Source organism: Lysinibacillus sp. 54212 (assembly GCF_036662795.1).
Lineage (GTDB): Bacteria > Bacillota > Bacilli > Bacillales_A > Planococcaceae > Lysinibacillus_B.
In genome coordinates this window covers 40,037-56,724 of the sequence record NZ_JBAFWZ010000023.1, presented here as the reverse complement: position 1 = coordinate 56,724, position 16,688 = coordinate 40,037, and the positions used below count along the sequence as shown (strand labels likewise).

The window sequence follows — 16,688 nt, the reverse complement described above, 5'->3', positions numbered from 1 at the left end:
AGGGCTTTTTTTATTTCAAGTCCCCGAAAATCCTTATAACAGGAATGCTTATTTATATATAAGTTGTATGTCAAACCTGCCGAATAGCGATTCTAGCGATAAAAAAACGGTATAGTTTTTTAGTTTTGTTAAAAATATTAGGCGGGGTAGATTTTGTTTTTAAAAGAAATAAATATACATCATTTCCGTGGACCTCTAGACAGATAGACATTACTCAGCAACATGTGGTTTAGGATGGTTTAATGAGATAATTGATCCATTTCAAGCTATAATCCAGCGTAATTTCAAAGCTAGCCGCAATTTTTTTTTAGTAAATATCTCTACTTTTTGTTAATACAGCTCGCTACTCCGAGTCTATTTTGTATTGAATATGAGTGATTTCGTACCAAAACTTAAGAAAAACTTAAGAATTCTCCTACCCACACCTTCACTATTTCTTTGTAATCTTAAATAGAGTTCTTTATGTAAAGGAGAATTGGCATTGAAAAAATTACTATTTATCGCACTAATACTCTGTGGATTATTTTTTATAAATGAATATAGAAATGCAGAATCCGAAGAGGTTTCGAGAATAGAGATTGGATTAAACGAGGATGAAGTCTATCGAGGAGATCTACTGTTAATTAACAGTGACACTCCTGTTACGAAAAATAGCATTCCAGCTGATATTGAATTATTAGCGGACCATCAATCAATGATACCTGATGTGACTATTTCTGATGCCTCAATTGAAATGTCCTATAATGTGCTGCAAAAAATGCAATCCATGTTAAAAGAGGCTAAAAAGGATGGCGTCAATCAATTTAAAATCAATAGTAGCTACCGAAACAATGCAGTACAGGCGACTCTCTATGAAAAGATGGGTGCCCAATTCGCACTACCACCAGGCTACAGTGAGCATAATTTAGGCTTGTCGATCGATATCGGCTCGACTGGAGGCCTGATGGAAGAAGCGGCTGAGGGAGAATGGCTAAAGAATAATGCGTGGAAATACGGTTTCATTTTACGCTATCCGGAAGATAAGGTCGCGATTACAGGCATTCAGTACGAGCCTTGGCATTTCCGGTATGTAGGGTTGCCACATAGTGCGATTATGGGGCAGGAAAATTGGACACTCGAGGAATACTTACAATACTTACAGCAAAATAACCAATATGTAACACAAATTAATGGCCAGAAATACGAAATTACGTATTATGCAATGTCGGAAAATCTTCAAGTATCCATAATTGAAGGGCAGCCCTATCATATTTCGGGTGATAATACATCTGGCGTGATTGTCACAGTTGAGCTATAAAGATAAATGAATTACTAAAGGCAGAAAAGTTGATAGAACAACCTTTTTGCCTTTTGGATTTCACTCAAATTTTTAGTTCCGATGTTTACTAGCCAAAAATTTAAAAATACTAGCCACTTTTTCCATTTTACTAGCCGAAATTTGAAATTTACTCGCCAATGTGAAAATTCAACACGTAAATACTTGCTAGGGCAGCAAAATACTCGCCACTTCTTCAGCTTACTAGTCAAGCACCCTACTCATTTCTTAGTAACTTCGGTTTCCCAGCCTCTAATAATACGTTATTTCGTCCTAATAAAACTAATAATACTAACATCAATACCCCAGTTACTATTAAAATCCATTCAATGGCGATTGTATCTGCTAACGGTCCAAATACTAGCATTCCAATTGGCATCATAGAAGAAGAAATCATACTAAAAATCCCAAATATACGACCTAAATAATTCCCATCCACTTTTTCTTGAATTATAACAGTCGTTGGTGTATTGAAAACTGGCATAGCAACCCCAAAAATAATCATCAACATACTGTACAGCCAAAAGTTCGGTACAACCCCTAAGGCAATTGTACAAATACTCATGATAACACCGGCAAAGGCCATTGTATGAATACGATTTTTAAAGCCGCCCCACGATGCAATGACTCCACCACCAACCATCATCCCGATTGAAAATGTAAGCTCGATGACAGTTAATCGCCAAACATCATCTCCAAAACTCCGCGCAACTTGCAGCGGAGTTAGGAAAGCCACTGGTGCCGTTAAGAAAAATAACATAGCAAAGAATATAAAGAACGATTTTAAAAATGCATGCTCACGAATATACTGAATACCCGCTATAAAATCATCCGTATAACCAACTTGTTTTTCCGTAGCTTTTTCGTGTACGTTGATTTTCAAGAAAAATAACAATGTAAAGATGGCGATAGCAGCAGTGACAACATCAATAAAGAAAATTACCTCAAGCGTTGCCAAGCTAAGTAATGCCGCACTAATCATCGGTGCAATAAACATTATTGCTGCTTGAATACTTCCGTTGATTCCGTTCACCTTTATTAACTTATCTTCTGGTACAATTTGTGGCAGGATTGCCCCAACTGCTGGTGTTTGAATCCCCGTACCAAATGCACGAATCGCTGCAATAACAAAAAGTAACCAAATAGACTCATACCCCATCAAGAAAAGAATAGCTAAAATTAATGTTGAAAAGGCAATCATACCGTCAGCAATAGCAATTAACCATTTTCGATTGTATCGGTCTGCCCAAACACCAGCAAAAGGAGCTAATAAGAACGTTGGTAGGAATCCACAAAGAATGTACAATGTCATCATCAGCCCAGATTGCGTAGAGAGTGTTATATGCCACATAATTGCATATTGCACTAAGGCAGATCCAAATAACGAGATTGTCTGACTCGTTAAAAATAATGTAATATTTCGTTTCCAATTTTCCATAATACAATTCCTCATCTTTCGACTTCATCCGTATAAATTCTACAGAATCACATCATTTTATCATATTTTAATTGGAACAATAAAACACTCGCCATAATTGACGAGTGTTAATTTTTATAGAGCTCCTCCAGAACCACCATCAATATTCACCGCTGTACCTGTTACGTAGGATGCTGCCTCTGATGCTAAAAATGTAATAACATTCGCTGCTTCATCTGTGTCACCAATTCGGCCTAATGGAATCGATTCACCAACTTGCTGAGAATATTCGTCCCACGATAGATGTGGGGCTTGATCCTTCCAGCGCTTTTCGATTTGGTCGCTACGAATTAGTCCGATGCACACCGCATTCACACGAATATTATATTGACCTAAATCCTTGCTCATCGCCTTTGTTAGAGCTAGTCCAGCGGCACGGCTTACTGTTGTTGGCAGCGAATTCGCTGGTGGTGTTTTTGCTAGTACAGCCGTTACATTGACAATAGACCCTCCCCCGGATTCTTTTAAATGAGGAACTGCATATTTAGAGCAATTTACAGCTCCAAATAGCTTTAAATCAAGGTCGGTTTGCCAAAGCTCACTTGACACTTGCTCAAATGAATTGGCAGAAGCTGTGCCTGCATTGTTTATTAATATATGAATTCGACCATATTTTTCTACCGTTCTATCTATTACTTCTTTACAATCCTTTTCCTTCGACATGTCCCCTGATACAACTAATACATCCTTACCGGTTGCCTTTTTGATGCTTGTAGCGGCTACTTGTAATTGCTTTTCCCCACGCGCACATAGCGTTACATGAGCCCCCTCTTTTACAAGCTGTAACGCTGTCCAAAAGCCAATTCCCTTACTAGCTCCTGTAACAATTGCTACCTTCCCTTGTAAACCTAACTCCATACAATAACCCCCTTACCTTTAGTAATCATATTATACCGTGAATGTACTCCAATTTAATAATACTATGTTAATATTTTCTATTACGAATAGCGTATTTCCTAATAATTCTGAAGCGGAACTATCCCGTTTTTAATCTTTTTCAAATACCTATTTTATTGCATTAAATACTTAAAACTGCTCGATGTAACCGATTACATTAAACAACCACACAGCTTTTAATAGTTTCAATATAATAAATTTTCTAAAAATAGTTTGTCAAAATAATTTTTACGTTATATAATTCGATTTATCAAAAAAATGAAATTATTTTAGGAGAGTTTTTATGTTTACACTTTTAGGTTCTATCATTTTATTACTACTCGGTTATGTTGTTTATGGTAAGTTTGTAGAAAAGGTGTTTATTGTGAATGATGCAACACCCACTCCCGCTTATACAAAAACGGATAACCTTGATTATATGCCGATGCCAGCTTGGAAGGGTTGGACAATTCAATTATTAAACATCGCGGGTCTTGGTCCGATTTACGGGGCCATTGCAGGAGCGTTATATGGTCCTGTTGCAATGGTTTGGATTGTATTTGGGTGTATTTTTGCTGGTGCAGTTCACGACTACTTTGCCGGAATGCTTTCACTTCGTCATGGTGGTGCACAATTCCCTGCCCTAGTGCAAAAATATTTAGGTAAAGTAATGCGTGTCTTTACAGATATTGTATCTGTTGTGTTAATGATTTTAGTAGCTGCTGCATTCACAGCAGGTCCTGCAGCAGTTATTTCAGCTAAAACAGGTATTACATTTATGGTTGCGATTGTCATTATTTTCTTCTACTTTTTATTAGCAGCCATCTTACCGATTAACAAAATTATCGGTCGTATTTATCCGTTATTCGGAGCAGTTTTATTAATTATGGCTAGTGCTATTTTAGTTTCATTATTATTCTCAGATATTAAAATTCCAGAATTAACGTTAGCTAATTTACATCCTGCTGATTTACCAATCTGGCCATTACTTATGATTACTATTTCTTGTGGGGCAATTTCTGGCTTCCACTCGACACAAAGCCCAATTATTTCTCGTACGCTAAAAAAAGAAACAGAGGGACGTAAAGTATTTTACGGCGCGATGATTGGTGAAGGAATTATTGCTCTTATCTGGTGTACAGCGGGCATGAGCTTCTTTGGCAGTACAGGTGAGCTTGGAGCTGTCATTTCAGCAGAAGGTGCTGGTGGTGTAGTAGACCAAATTGCTATTGGGTTACTAGGAACAGTAGGTGGCTTATTAGCTGTCCTAAGTGTCATCATCCTACCTATTACAACAGGTGATACATCGCTTCGTTCAGCTCGTATGATTGTGCTAGATTTCTTAGGCTCTCGTATTAAAGGGAATCAGAAAACAGTGGCAATTTTAGCAACAGTCGCTGTTACTATTCCAGCATTTTACTTAACAACAATCGATTATCAATTCCTATGGCGCTATGTTGGGATGACAAACCAAATGGTGGCAACGGTAATGCTATGGGTGGCTACATCTTATTTATTAAAAGAAGGTAAATTCCACTGGATCGCCGGCCTTCCAGCCATGTTTATGACCGCTGTTGTATTCACGTATTTAATGGTTGCTCCTGAAGGATTCGGCTTAGAATACGGTTTAGCCATGATTATCGGCTTATCCGCTACTGTTGTAGTAGGTTTACTCTATGCTTATCAAATCATTCGTCATAACGGATTCAATAATCCCGTGTTCTTAAAACAATAAATCTAATGTGCATTCGTTCTGTGATAAGTGCGAATGCACATTTTTTGTTTTATGACTTAACCTCCATTAAAACCTTGCACTTGAAAAACGGTTCAACGTGTCGAATCAAATTAAGCAATAGTTGATACCCTCCGAACTGCATAAAAAAAATGACCCTTATACAGGTCATTACAAATATTACGTTCAACTGTTATTTGTTAAGTTTATTCCTGTCTGTGTACATTCGGGCATCGTTTTTTTAGCTCGTCTATAAACTCCTTCTTATTCTTAGGTGAAATCTTTACACTTCCGAAGATTGTAGAACTGTTAAATATTTCAAGACCCTGTTTGGATGATAAGATTCGATAACCGGTAAAAATATCATTCGTTTGAGAAACCATAGTTATCTTTTGGTATGGAATTTTACTACGAAACGGTCCTCCCCTCACGAATAAAAAATCATCATAAAAAACGTACTGGATAGAAAAGGATGTCCACACTACAATACCTTCTAAAAAAATAAATAAACCAGACATAACGATGACATCTATCAAATCTGTATTCTTATCAATGAATAGGGGTAGCAATGTTCCTAACCCTATTAATAATATTAATATAGAAATAATTGCAACAAAGAAATTATCTACCTTTGAACGAAAAATCATTCGGCAATCTCAACTCCTTTACTTAGTATATTTACGGTTATCCGTCCATAAAGGTTTCGTTCTTAGGAGTGCAACTTGGGTAATTAGATCTCGTTAATTGAAGTGAAAGAGTTCAGCGCCAATGCCAGAGCGATTCAATGCCTTTTCACAGCCGCCTTAGAAGCTTGACACCAATTTCGACATTCGCTCCCCTCTCCTGTAAATACTACTTAAACTTTTTGAATACCCAACAAATATTATAGAACTAATAAAAAAAGCTGGCACTAATAGTCGTTATACAACGAGCTATTAGACCAGCTATTTTTAATAATTACTTAGTTACGATATGGATTGGGTTGCCTAGTAATACTTCAGCAGCCTCCATTGTAATTTCACCTAATGTTGGGTGCGCGTGAATTGTTAAAGCTACGTCTTCAGCAGTCATACCTGCTTCGATAGCTAAGCCCATTTCAGCGATCATATCAGATGCACCTGCACCTACGATTTGAGCACCTACAAGTAAGCCATCTTCTTTACGCGCAACAAGCTTCACGAAGCCTTCTGTAGCATTTAATGCTAATGCACGGCCGTTTGCTGCGAATGGGAATTTCGCTGCTTTCACTTCTAGACCTTCTGCCTTTGCTTGCTCTTCAGAGTAACCTACAGTTGCTAGTTCTGGATCTGTGAAGCATACTGCTGGAATTGCAAGGTAGTCTACGATTGATGGTTCGCCAGCGATTGCTTCTGCAGCTACTTTACCTTCGTAAGATGCTTTATGTGCAAGTTGTGGACCAGAGACAATATCACCAATTGCATAAATGTTCGGGATATTTGTGCGACATTGTTTGTCAACCTTTACTAAGCCACGGTCAGCAAACTCGATGCCTACAGCTTCAAGACCCATTTCGTCTGTATTTGGACGACGACCTACAGTCACTAATACGTAGTCCGCTTCTACTGTTTTTTCTTCGCCACCAGCTTCATACGTAACGATAACACCGTTTTCGTTTTCTTGTACGCCTTTAGCAGATGCGCCTACTACTACTTCAACGCCCTTTTTCTTAAGACCTTTTTTCACGATTTGTGTCATTTGCTTTTCGAAGCCAGCTAAAATATCTTTTCCACCTTCGATAATTGTTACTTGAGAGCCTAAGTTTGCGTAAGAAGAACCTAGCTCCGTACCGATGTAACCACCACCGATTACTACTAATTTACCTGGAACTTCAGGTAGAGATAATGCGCCAGTTGAGTTAATTACACGCTCAGTAAATTTGAATGTAGGAATTTCAACTGGGCGAGATCCTGTTGCAAGGATCGCATTTTTAAATGTATATGTTTGTGCGTTATCGCCGTCGATTACGCGTACAGTGTTTGCATCTACAAAATATGCTTCGCCTTTCACGACATCTACTTTATTACCTTTAAGTAAACCTGCAACGCCGCCAACTAATTTTTGAACGACACCATTTTTGAACTCTTGTGCTTTTGCCCAATCAAGTTTCACATCACTTGCTACGATACCCATATCGTCTGAATGCTTTGCTTGCTCGAAGCGGTGACCAACAGAGATCAATGCCTTTGAAGGGATACACCCTACATTTAAACATACGCCGCCTAAATTACCTTTTTCTACAACTGTTACCTTTTGTCCAGTTTGAGCTGCACGGATTGCTGCTACATAACCGCCAGGGCCTGCACCAACAACGAGAGTATCAAGCTCGATTGGGAAATCTCCAACTACCATTATTATTACGCCTCCATTAATAAAAGTTCTGGTTCACTTAGCAAACGCTTTAAGTGATTTAATGCATTTTGCGCAGTGGCTCCATCGATCATTCGATGGTCAAAGCTCAATGATAATGCTAACACAGGTGCAGCTATAATTTCACCATTTTTTATTATTGGTTTTTCAGAAATTCGCCCAATTCCCAAAATTGCAACTTCAGGATGGTTAATTACCGGTGTAAACCATTGTCCACCAGCCGATCCGATGTTTGTAATTGACATCGAGCCGCCCTTCATTTCATTTGGAGTAAGCTTGCCTTCTCGTGCTTTCACTGCTAGCTCGTTGACTTCCGAAGAGATCCCAAATACTGATTTGCGATCTGCATGTTTAATTACTGGAACAAGTAAACCTTTTTCAGTATCTGCGGCAATCCCGATATTATAATAATGTTTTTGAATGATTTCCTGCGATGCATCGTCAAATGAGCGGTTAAACTCAGGGAATTCACGTAATGTTGAAACAAGCGCCTTCACTACATATGGTAAGTATGTTAATTTAATGCCTTTTTCTCCTGCAATATCCTTAAATCGCTTTCGGTGAGCTACAAGTGCCGTTACATCTACTTCGTCCATTAATGTAACATGTGGTGCAGTTTGCTTCGAGTGAACCATTGCCTTTGCAATTGCCTTACGGATACCAGACATTTTTTCGCGTGTTTCTGGGAATTCGCCCTCAAGGTTAATTGGCTGTACTGCTTTCGGCGCTGCTTCTCCTTGTTCAGCCGAACTAGCTTGAGCAAGCACTGGCTCTTCTGAAACTCCCGCGCCCCCATTCATAAAGCTCTCGATATCCTCTTTTAAAATACGCCCATTTTTTCCTGAGCCCGCTACTTGACGGATATCTACATTGTTTTCGCGTGCAAATTTTCGTACAGATGGCATCGCAATAATACGCTTTGTAGCATCTGTTTCTTCCACCGCTACTTTTTCAGGTTGAGCTGCTGTCTTTTCAGAAGCCTTTGGTGTTTCTTCCTTCTCAATGCTCTGCCCCTTTTCAGCAGTTGCCTGCACCTGTGCCTCCGTTTGTGCTTCAGCGTGCTCGTCACCCTTTAGCTTTAAGTCCTCGTAGCCAGGTGCGTCAAAACGAATTAACACATCACCTACTACCGCTACTGTTCCTTCAGCTACTAAAATTTCTTCAACCGTTCCATCGACTGGAGACGGAATTTCTACAACCGCCTTATCATTTTGAACTTCACATAGAATATCATCTTCTTTAATTGTATCGCCCGGCTTTACGAACCACTTTACGATTTCGCCTTCATGGATACCTTCCCCGATATCTGGTAAACGGAAATTAAATGCCATTACTTTCACCCTCTTCAAATTAGAATGTTAAAACTTTTTTCGCTGTTTCCATTACATCTTTGTAGTTCGGTAGCCAAACCCCTTCAGCTTGTGGGAATGAGTACACTGTATCTGGTGCTGCTACTCGAAGAACAGGTGCCTCTAAGCTTAAAATCGCACGCTCTGTAATTTCCGCTACAACGTTCGCTGCGATACCAGCTTGTTTTTGTGCTTCTTGCACGACGATTGCACGCCCAGTTTTTTCAACAGATGCAATAATTGTTTCGATATCTAATGGCTGGATTGTACGTAAGTCTATCACTTCTACAGAATAGCCTTCTTTTTCAAGCTCCTCTGCTGCCTTTAAGCTTTCATGTACCATTAAACCGTAAGCGATAATGGATAAATCTTTCCCCTCACGCTTTACAGCTGCGTTTCCAATTGGCACAGTGTACGACTCCTCTGGTACCTCTTCACGGAATGAACGATAAAGCTTTAAATGCTCTAAAAAGATAACTGGATCATTATCACGAATCGATGAAATTAGTAGCCCTTTCGCATCATATGGCGTTGATGGGATAACAACCTTTAAGCCTGGTGTTTGAGCCATTAAGCCCTCTAATGAATCCGAATGCATCTCTGGCGTGTGTACACCGCCACCAAATGGTGAACGGATTGTCACCGGCATGTTGTATGTGCCACCTGTACGATAATGAGTACGAGCCATTTGACCAGCAATCGAGTCAAACACTTCAAAAACGAAGCCGAAGAACTGAATTTCAGGGACTGGGCGGTATCCTGTTAGCGATAAACCAACTGCTAGCCCACCTATACCTGACTCAGCAAGTGGCGTATCAAATACTCGGTCCTTGCCAAACTCTTTTTGAAGACCTTCAGTTGCACGGAATACGCCTCCATTTACCCCAACATCCTCACCAAATACTAATACGTTTTCGTCATCTTTTAATTCACAACGAAGTGCATCTGTAATTGCTTGAATCATCGTCATTTGTGCCATAGTTACTTCGACTCCTTCTCTTTGTAGATTGCTAATTGCTCTTGCAGGTTTCCAGGCAGATCACCTCTATACATGTTCTCAATTAATTCTGATACTTTTTGCTTTGGTGCTTCATCTGCCTTTTTGATAGCCTCTTTAATATCCTCTTTCGCTCGTTCAATCACTTCTTCTTCCTTCTCTAGCGACCATAATCCCTTCGCCTCTAGATATTTACGGAAGCGCACAATCGGATCCTTTGCTCCCCACTCCGTATCAAGATCGCCCGTACGGTAACGAGTTGGGTCATCCCCTGCCATCGTATGAGGACCATATCGGTATGTCATCGTTTCGATTAGAGTTGGGCCCTCTCCGTTAATTGCGCGTTCACGAGCATCCTTTGTTACTTTATAAACAGCAAGTGGGTCCATACCATCTACTAGAATACTTGGAATACCTGCTGCTACCCCTTTTTGTGCAAGCGTTTTTGCTGCTGTTTGTAGCTCACGCGGTGTTGAAATCGCAAATTGGTTATTTTGAATGAAAAAGATTGCGGGTGTCTTCATTGCACCTGCAAAGTTAATGCCCTCATAGAAGTCACCTTGAGATGAGCCTCCATCACCTGTATACGTAACAGCTACAGCCTTTTGTCCACGTTTTTGTATGCCAAGTGCTACACCTGCTGCTTGAATATATTGAGCACCGATAATAATTTGTGGCGGATAGACATTTACTCCTTCAGGAATTTGGTTACCAATAAAGTGACCTCTGCTGAATAGGAAGGCCTTCCATAAAGGTAGACCGTGCATAACAATTTGCGGAACATCGCGATAGCCTGGTAGAATCCAGTCTTCTTTTTCAAGCGCGTAATGTGATGCAAGCTGAGAAGCCTCTTGACCAGCAGTTGGTGCATAGAAGCCAAGACGTCCTTGGCGGTTAAGTGAAATCGAGCGTTGATCTAAAATACGAACATAAATCATACGGCTCATTAGCTCTACAAGCTCTTCGTCAGATAGGTTAGGGTTTGCTTCCTCATTCACTACTTCCCCATCTTCATTTAATATTTGGAACATCTGAAATTTCTCTTCAATTTCATTTAATGTTTTAGTCGGATGGAATCCATTTGTCATTTTCTCTCCCATAATCTATTCTCCCCTTCATCTGTATTATTTTGAATAACAAAAATATTAGTACAACAAATTCTTATATTGAGTATAATCAATAAAATTACATCGGTCAATCATTGATTATCGTGGAAAACCCGTTTTTTTACTCATTGCAACGGCAATGCATTTTCTACAACTGTTATACATCAAAAGAAACCCTGTACTATAATAGACACCTTTTTTCGTGTTAAAATACTTTCACCCTAATAACATCCTTCCTTAAACTCTTCCGATTGTATTCTTCCCTTGTTCTAACATTTTTCAACTCATTTTTCGAAATTGTTTTAAAGAATACAGTTTTTTATTGAAGCACATTCCATGTCATGTATACTAAAATATATAAGTAGATTGCGAAAGGAAGTTTCAAATGATTTTAATGGAACATATAATTCGTGAAGGACACGAAACATTACGAAAACGAGCGGAGGAAGTAACATTCCCCCTCACAAAAGAGGATCGTCAATTAGCAGATGATATGCTGCAATACTTAATTAACAGTCAAAATCCTGAAATTGCAGAAAAATACGACCTACGAGGTGGGATTGGGTTAGCTGCAAATCAAGTAAATAGCTTAAAGCGTATGTTTGCGCTATGTGTAGAAGACTATAGCTTTGTAGCAATCAATCCTAAAATTGTTAGCCACTCTGTTGAAATGACGTATTTATCATCTGGAGAAGGATGTCTTTCTGTTGACCGAAATGTCCCAGGCTATGTACCACGTTATGCACGAATTACTGTTAAATTTATGAATGTAGATGGCGAGGAACAAAAATTACGCCTAACGGGGTTAACATCCATCGCCTTCCAGCATGAGCTAGACCATTTAAATGGCATAATGTTTTATGACCGTATTAATGAAAAAGATCCGTTTGGCCCCATTCCAAACGCCACACCTTTTGATCGTGAATAGATTAGAAAGCTGAAGCGTCTCGTTTAGCCCTGACAAGCGCTAAAAAAAGCGATCGAAACTCAATTGAGGTTTCGAACGCTTTTTTCAGCACTAAATTAACTTTAATTGTTCCATTACCCCTTTAATTCCATCCTCATCCACATGTGGTGCAATAATATCGGCTACTTCTTTAACTTTATCGTGGCCATTCCCCATCGCCACACCTAAACCGACCTCCTGGAGCATCTCAAGATCATTCAGTCCATCTCCAAAGGCTATCGCATCATCCATTGTTTTTCCAATATGCTGTAAAACTTTTTGAATACCTCTCGCTTTTGAACCTGCTTTCGGAAGGATATCGCATGAATACTGATGCCAGCGCACAAACTGTACTTGAGGAAAAGTTTGTTTATATAGCTCCTCATACTCTTTTTCCATAAAAATTAGCGTTTGATAAACGTCGTTAGTTTCATAAAATACCTCATCAATTCGAGGATAAGGATACTGCAGCGTCGCTAAGCTTTGCTCAATCTTTGCATCATTGGTTGTAGAAGCAATCATTTCCTTTTCATTTAGAAACACGACAGGCTCATTACGTGCCGTTCCAAACGCTATAATTTCTTGAAGCTGCTCGTTTGAAACGCTATCTGTAAAAATAACTTCACCTTTGTACACAACATATTGCCCGTTAAACGTAACATATGTATCAATTTCAAGCTCTTGTAGCAGAGACTCGATCATAAAGGGTGCCCGCCCTGTTGCAATAGCAATCTCATGTCCATTCTCACGAGCTTTGAAAATAGCTTCTTTTGCAGAGGAAGGTAAGATTTTGTCATCATTATAAAGCGTTCCATCTACATCAAAAAATAATATTTTACTCATCTTTATACGTCCTTTCAAAACTGAATTTTTTCACCTAACACTTTACAAATTTCAGAAAATTCATTATAATAGTAGTAAGGAGTGGTGCGCCATGTTAAAACGACTCAAAAAGAAATTGTTGAAACGGTTGAATGGCATCCTCGGAAAAAAATCAATTGCCTAAGCCCTTCATAAATTGAAGGGCTTTTCTTTATTTTAAGGGAGTCGCGTGATAATATAAAGGAAATGCATTTATTTCGCTTTTTTTGGGCAATCCCTTTTCACGATGCTTGCTATATCTACTTTTTCAGACAAATCATTACATAAGTATTTAAATAGCAACTCATTCGTGTAAAGTTAAATGCAATAATAATGTACGTAATTAAAGGAGAGTAACTATGATTTACAAAGTTTATTATCAAGAAAATGTTAATGAAATTCCAGTTCGCGAAAACACTAAAACACTTTATTTAGAGGCTTCTTCTGAGCGTGAAGTTCGTCACTATTTAAAAGACCGTAACTACAACATTGAACTTGTTCAACTTTTAGAAGGTAATTACCTTGAGTACGAACAAGCAAGCCCAAACTTCCGCGTGGAGAACGCTTAATCGATTATGAAGTTCGTTAAAAACGATCAAGCGGCTGTATTCGCACTCGGCGGACTGGGCGAAATCGGCAAAAACACATACGGGGTTCAATTTCAAGATGAGATTATTTTAATTGATGCTGGAATTAAATTCCCAGAGGATGATTTATTAGGAATTGACTATGTTATTCCTGACTATACGTATTTAGTACGTAACGTCGACAAAATTAAAGGATTATTTATTACGCACGGACACGAAGACCATATCGGTGGTATCCCTTACTTACTACGTCAAGTGAATATCCCTGTTTACGGTGGCAAGCTTGCACTAGGGCTTTTACGAAATAAACTAGAGGAGCACGGTTTATTACGCTCAACAAAGCTAATCGAGATTAAAGAAGAAGATATTATTAAGTTCCGAAAAACTTCCGTGAGCTTCTTCCGTACAACACATAGTATTCCAGATGCATTTGGTATCGTCGTGAAAACACCACCAGGTAATATTGTTCATACAGGAGATTTCAAATTTGACTTTACCCCTGTTGGTGAACCGGCAAACTTAACTAGAATGGCTGAAATAGGTCGTGACGGTGTACTTTGCTTGTTATCAGATAGTACCAATGCAGAAGTACCGAACTTTACGATGTCTGAACGTAAAGTTGGCGAGAGTATTAATGATATTTTCCGCAAAGTAGACGGACGTATTATTTTTGCCACTTTTGCTTCCAATATCCATCGTCTACAGCAGGTTACTGATGCTGCTGCTGCACATGGTCGTAAAATTGCTGTATTTGGTCGCTCGATGGATAATGCGATTACAATTGGACGTGAGCTAGGCTATATTACAGCACCAAAAGAGACGTTTGTGGATGCCCAAAGCATTAACCGCCTCCCAGCAAACGAGGTTATGATTTTATGTACAGGCTCTCAAGGTGAACCAATGGCTGCACTTTCACGCATCGCTAATGGAACACATCGTCAAATTCAAATTCAGCCTGGTGATACGGTTGTATTCTCATCTTCACCAATCCCAGGTAACACAATTAGTGTAAATAAAATCATTAACCTATTATTCCGAGCAGGAGCTGAGGTTATTCACGGCTCCCTGAATAATATTCATACATCTGGACATGGCTCTCAGGAAGAGCAAAAGCTAATGCTACGCTTAATGAAGCCAAAATTCTTTATGCCAATTCACGGTGAGTATCGCATGTTAAAAATGCATACACAGCTTGCCTCAGATTGTGATGTGCCACTTGACAATACATTCGTTATGGAAAACGGTGATGTATTAGCCCTTAGCGCAAACGAGGCACATGTAGCTGGTCGAATCCCATCAGGTGATATTTATATTGATGGAAACGGAATTGGTGACATCGGCAATATCGTATTACGCGACCGACGTATTCTTTCGGAGGAAGGTTTAGTAATCGTCGTTGTAAGTGTCGATATGGAGAATCAAAAAATGGTTGCAGGTCCTGATATTATTTCACGTGGTTTTGTCTACATGCGTGAATCAGGTACGATGATTAACGAGGCACAAAAAATGTTAAATCATCACCTAAATAACACAATTCAAGAAAAGTCTACACAATGGACTGAATTGAAAAATGAAATAACAGACGTTTTAGGTCCATACTTATTTGAAAAAACTAAGCGTCGCCCAATGATTCTACCAATTATTATGGAAGTATAAAAAGAAGCGTTCATGAGAAGGGATTTCCCCTTTCGTGAACGCTTTTTATCAGTATAAGAAAGTATAAATTTTTTGGAGCTTGAGCAGAGTCTGGCTCCCCCCGATTGAAAACCAGAAAGATGCTTTCGTTTCGGTGCTAAACGGGACGCTTCCGCTTTTTTTATTACATTGCTTTTTTAACAAATCGATTAATATCAATATCCGCTCCAATGACAAGCAGAATATCTCCAAGTAGGATCGGATCATCTGCCGCAGGAGAAATCATAATCGTCTCTCCACGCTTGATTCCTACAATATTAATTCCATATTTCGCACGAATATCTAAATCCATTAACGTATGACCAGCTAGACGGTCATTCGCCTTAATCTCCATAATCGAATGTTCATCTGAAAGCTCTAAATAATCTAAGACATTATTAGAAATCATATTGTTAGCAATCCGAATACCCATATCTCGCTCAGGATGCACAACAAAATCTGCACCAATTTTGCGTAACACCTTTTCATGATAATCGTTTTGTGCTTTTACCGTAATTTGCGGAACGCCTAATTCCTTTAAAATAAGTGTTGTTAGTATACTAGCTTGAATATCCTCACCAATGGCAACAATGACATGCTCAAAATTCCATATGCCAAGCGATTTTATAACTGCCTCATCTGTTGTATCTGCAACGATCGCTTGTGTTGCAATTTGTGAAAATTCATCCACTCGATCAGGGGATGAATCAATTGCCATCACGTTTGCATCTTGGGCTATCAATTCGCGGACGATACTTCCGCCAAATCGCCCTAAACCAATAACTACAAATTCTTTCCTCATTCTGCTACCTCCGAAACGACTCGTACATTTATTTCCTTTAGTGTAACGTAATTTACCAAAAAGAAAAAGGCAGAGCATAGTCACTCTGCCTCGAATCATTTTTTAAGCTTCCGATTGTGCTTTACGTGTTTCTTCTAATACACGATTAACACGCTTTTCTAGCATCTTCATGCCGCTTCCGCCCGCTTGGAAATGGCGAAGTACACCTGTTTTATCGAACACATAATAAGCAGGTACATATTGATTTTCAAAAGCATCTGATAAGCTTAGTGAATTGTCCACAAAGATCGGCTGTGTAATATCATGCTCTGCAGCAACTTGTTTAATTTGCTCTAAATCTGTATCCTCTTCTGAACGAGGCATATGCACAGCAATAACATTTAGCTCATCTTTATATTGATCACGGAACGCATTTACTTCTGGCATTGCTTCCTTACATAAATAACAGCTGACAGACCAATAGTGAATTAATGTTGGTTTGTCACCGATTAATTGATCCTTCGTTAATGGCTCGCTATTAAGCCATGCTGTAGCTCCTGCTAATTCAGGCATTGGTGCACGTAATTTCATGAAATAGC

Annotated in this window: 15 protein-coding genes; 5 read left to right on the top strand and 10 right to left on the bottom strand. The window is 39.1% G+C overall.

The window, feature by feature from the left end:
* The first annotated feature begins 481 nt into the window (after nucleotides 1-481).
* On the top strand, nucleotides 482-1,297 hold the full coding sequence (locus tag V4T18_RS14500; protein ID WP_332650502.1) for a M15 family metallopeptidase: 816 nt from the start codon (nucleotides 482-484) through the stop codon (nucleotides 1,295-1,297).
* 235 nt (nucleotides 1,298-1,532) lie between these two features.
* Here V4T18_RS14500 and V4T18_RS14495 read toward each other — a convergent pair whose 3' ends face one another.
* Nucleotides 1,533-2,753 carry an MFS transporter gene (locus tag V4T18_RS14495; protein WP_332650501.1) on the bottom strand — a complete coding sequence of 407 codons (1,221 nt, stop codon included), beginning with the start codon at nucleotides 2,751-2,753 and terminating at the stop codon, nucleotides 1,533-1,535.
* Nucleotides 2,754-2,867: 114 nt separating this feature from the next.
* Nucleotides 2,868-3,650: an SDR family NAD(P)-dependent oxidoreductase gene (locus V4T18_RS14490; protein ID WP_332650499.1), complete on the bottom strand. Its 783-nt coding sequence runs from the start codon at nucleotides 3,648-3,650 to the stop codon at nucleotides 2,868-2,870.
* A 322-nt stretch (nucleotides 3,651-3,972) separates the two neighbouring features.
* On the opposite strand from V4T18_RS14490, the gene V4T18_RS14485 reads away from it, so the two are divergent.
* Complete coding sequence (locus V4T18_RS14485) at nucleotides 3,973-5,403, top strand: carbon starvation CstA family protein (RefSeq protein WP_332650498.1); 1,431 nt, start codon at nucleotides 3,973-3,975, stop codon at nucleotides 5,401-5,403.
* A gap of 203 nt (nucleotides 5,404-5,606) precedes the next feature.
* Here the strand turns inward: V4T18_RS14485 and V4T18_RS14480 are convergent, their stop codons facing one another.
* From V4T18_RS14480 to pdhA, 5 genes are all read right to left on the bottom strand, one after another.
* Nucleotides 5,607-6,047 carry a PH domain-containing protein gene (locus V4T18_RS14480; RefSeq protein WP_332650497.1) on the bottom strand — a complete coding sequence of 147 codons (441 nt, stop codon included), beginning with the start codon at nucleotides 6,045-6,047 and terminating at the stop codon, nucleotides 5,607-5,609.
* A gap of 310 nt (nucleotides 6,048-6,357) precedes the next feature.
* Nucleotides 6,358-7,770 (bottom strand): dihydrolipoyl dehydrogenase, encoded by a 1,413-nt coding sequence (lpdA, locus tag V4T18_RS14475; protein ID WP_332650495.1) that lies wholly within the window; start codon nucleotides 7,768-7,770, stop codon nucleotides 6,358-6,360.
* A 5-nt stretch (nucleotides 7,771-7,775) separates the two neighbouring features.
* A complete protein-coding gene (locus tag V4T18_RS14470) occupies nucleotides 7,776-9,119 on the bottom strand; it encodes a dihydrolipoamide acetyltransferase family protein (protein WP_332650493.1) in 1,344 nt (447 codons plus the stop codon).
* 19 nt (nucleotides 9,120-9,138) lie between these two features.
* Complete coding sequence (locus V4T18_RS14465; RefSeq protein ID WP_332650491.1) at nucleotides 9,139-10,116, bottom strand: alpha-ketoacid dehydrogenase subunit beta; 978 nt, start codon at nucleotides 10,114-10,116, stop codon at nucleotides 9,139-9,141.
* A gap of 2 nt (nucleotides 10,117-10,118) precedes the next feature.
* Nucleotides 10,119-11,234, bottom strand: a complete 1,116-nt coding sequence (gene pdhA, locus V4T18_RS14460) for a pyruvate dehydrogenase (acetyl-transferring) E1 component subunit alpha (RefSeq protein WP_332650489.1) — start codon at nucleotides 11,232-11,234, stop codon at nucleotides 10,119-10,121.
* Nucleotides 11,235-11,625: 391 nt separating this feature from the next.
* Between pdhA and def the strand changes: the two genes are divergently transcribed.
* The gene (gene def, locus V4T18_RS14455) at nucleotides 11,626-12,168 is read left to right on the top strand and encodes a peptide deformylase (RefSeq protein WP_332650487.1); all 543 of its coding nucleotides are present in this window, start codon (nucleotides 11,626-11,628) and stop codon (nucleotides 12,166-12,168) included.
* 90 nt (nucleotides 12,169-12,258) lie between these two features.
* Here the strand turns inward: def and V4T18_RS14450 are convergent, their stop codons facing one another.
* On the bottom strand, nucleotides 12,259-13,029 hold the full coding sequence (locus V4T18_RS14450; protein WP_332650485.1) for a Cof-type HAD-IIB family hydrolase: 771 nt from the start codon (nucleotides 13,027-13,029) through the stop codon (nucleotides 12,259-12,261).
* Between the two features lie 377 nt (nucleotides 13,030-13,406).
* On the opposite strand from V4T18_RS14450, the gene V4T18_RS14445 reads away from it, so the two are divergent.
* Together V4T18_RS14445 and rnjA are read left to right on the top strand one after the other, a co-directional pair.
* Nucleotides 13,407-13,616: a DNA-dependent RNA polymerase subunit epsilon gene (locus V4T18_RS14445; protein WP_332650483.1), complete on the top strand. Its 210-nt coding sequence runs from the start codon at nucleotides 13,407-13,409 to the stop codon at nucleotides 13,614-13,616.
* Nucleotides 13,617-13,622: 6 nt separating this feature from the next.
* Nucleotides 13,623-15,290, top strand: a complete 1,668-nt coding sequence (gene rnjA, locus V4T18_RS14440; protein ID WP_332650479.1) for a ribonuclease J1 — start codon at nucleotides 13,623-13,625, stop codon at nucleotides 15,288-15,290.
* 163 nt (nucleotides 15,291-15,453) lie between these two features.
* Here the strand turns inward: rnjA and V4T18_RS14435 are convergent, their stop codons facing one another.
* Together V4T18_RS14435 and V4T18_RS14430 are read right to left on the bottom strand one after the other, a co-directional pair.
* Nucleotides 15,454-16,110: a potassium channel family protein gene (locus tag V4T18_RS14435; RefSeq protein ID WP_332650477.1), complete on the bottom strand. Its 657-nt coding sequence runs from the start codon at nucleotides 16,108-16,110 to the stop codon at nucleotides 15,454-15,456.
* A gap of 102 nt (nucleotides 16,111-16,212) precedes the next feature.
* Nucleotides 16,213-16,680 carry a redoxin domain-containing protein gene (locus V4T18_RS14430; RefSeq protein ID WP_332650474.1) on the bottom strand — a complete coding sequence of 156 codons (468 nt, stop codon included), beginning with the start codon at nucleotides 16,678-16,680 and terminating at the stop codon, nucleotides 16,213-16,215.
* Nucleotides 16,681-16,688 lie beyond the last annotated feature (8 nt).

Bases quoted from the DNA above. Each gene is read 5' to 3' on its own strand.
- V4T18_RS14495 (WP_332650501.1), bottom strand. From the start codon at position 2,753: ATGGAAAATTGGAAACGAAATATTACATTATTTTTAACGAGTCAGACA.
- V4T18_RS14490 (WP_332650499.1), bottom strand. From the start codon at position 3,650: ATGGAGTTAGGTTTACAAGGGAAGGTAGCAATTGTTACAGGAGCTAGT.
- V4T18_RS14485 (WP_332650498.1), top strand. From the start codon at position 3,973: ATGTTTACACTTTTAGGTTCTATCATTTTATTACTACTCGGTTATGTT.
- V4T18_RS14480 (WP_332650497.1), bottom strand. From the start codon at position 6,047: ATGATTTTTCGTTCAAAGGTAGATAATTTCTTTGTTGCAATTATTTCT.
- lpdA (WP_332650495.1), bottom strand. From the start codon at position 7,770: ATGGTAGTTGGAGATTTCCCAATCGAGCTTGATACTCTCGTTGTTGGT.
- V4T18_RS14470 (WP_332650493.1), bottom strand. From the start codon at position 9,119: ATGGCATTTAATTTCCGTTTACCAGATATCGGGGAAGGTATCCATGAA.
- V4T18_RS14465 (WP_332650491.1), bottom strand. From the start codon at position 10,116: ATGGCACAAATGACGATGATTCAAGCAATTACAGATGCACTTCGTTGT.
- pdhA (WP_332650489.1), bottom strand. From the start codon at position 11,234: ATGGGAGAGAAAATGACAAATGGATTCCATCCGACTAAAACATTAAAT.
- def (WP_332650487.1), top strand. From the start codon at position 11,626: ATGATTTTAATGGAACATATAATTCGTGAAGGACACGAAACATTACGA.
- V4T18_RS14450 (WP_332650485.1), bottom strand. From the start codon at position 13,029: ATGAGTAAAATATTATTTTTTGATGTAGATGGAACGCTTTATAATGAT.
- V4T18_RS14445 (WP_332650483.1), top strand. From the start codon at position 13,407: ATGATTTACAAAGTTTATTATCAAGAAAATGTTAATGAAATTCCAGTT.
- rnjA (WP_332650479.1), top strand. From the start codon at position 13,623: ATGAAGTTCGTTAAAAACGATCAAGCGGCTGTATTCGCACTCGGCGGA.
- V4T18_RS14435 (WP_332650477.1), bottom strand. From the start codon at position 16,110: ATGAGGAAAGAATTTGTAGTTATTGGTTTAGGGCGATTTGGCGGAAGT.
- V4T18_RS14430 (WP_332650474.1), bottom strand. From the start codon at position 16,680: ATGAAATTACGTGCACCAATGCCTGAATTAGCAGGAGCTACAGCATGG.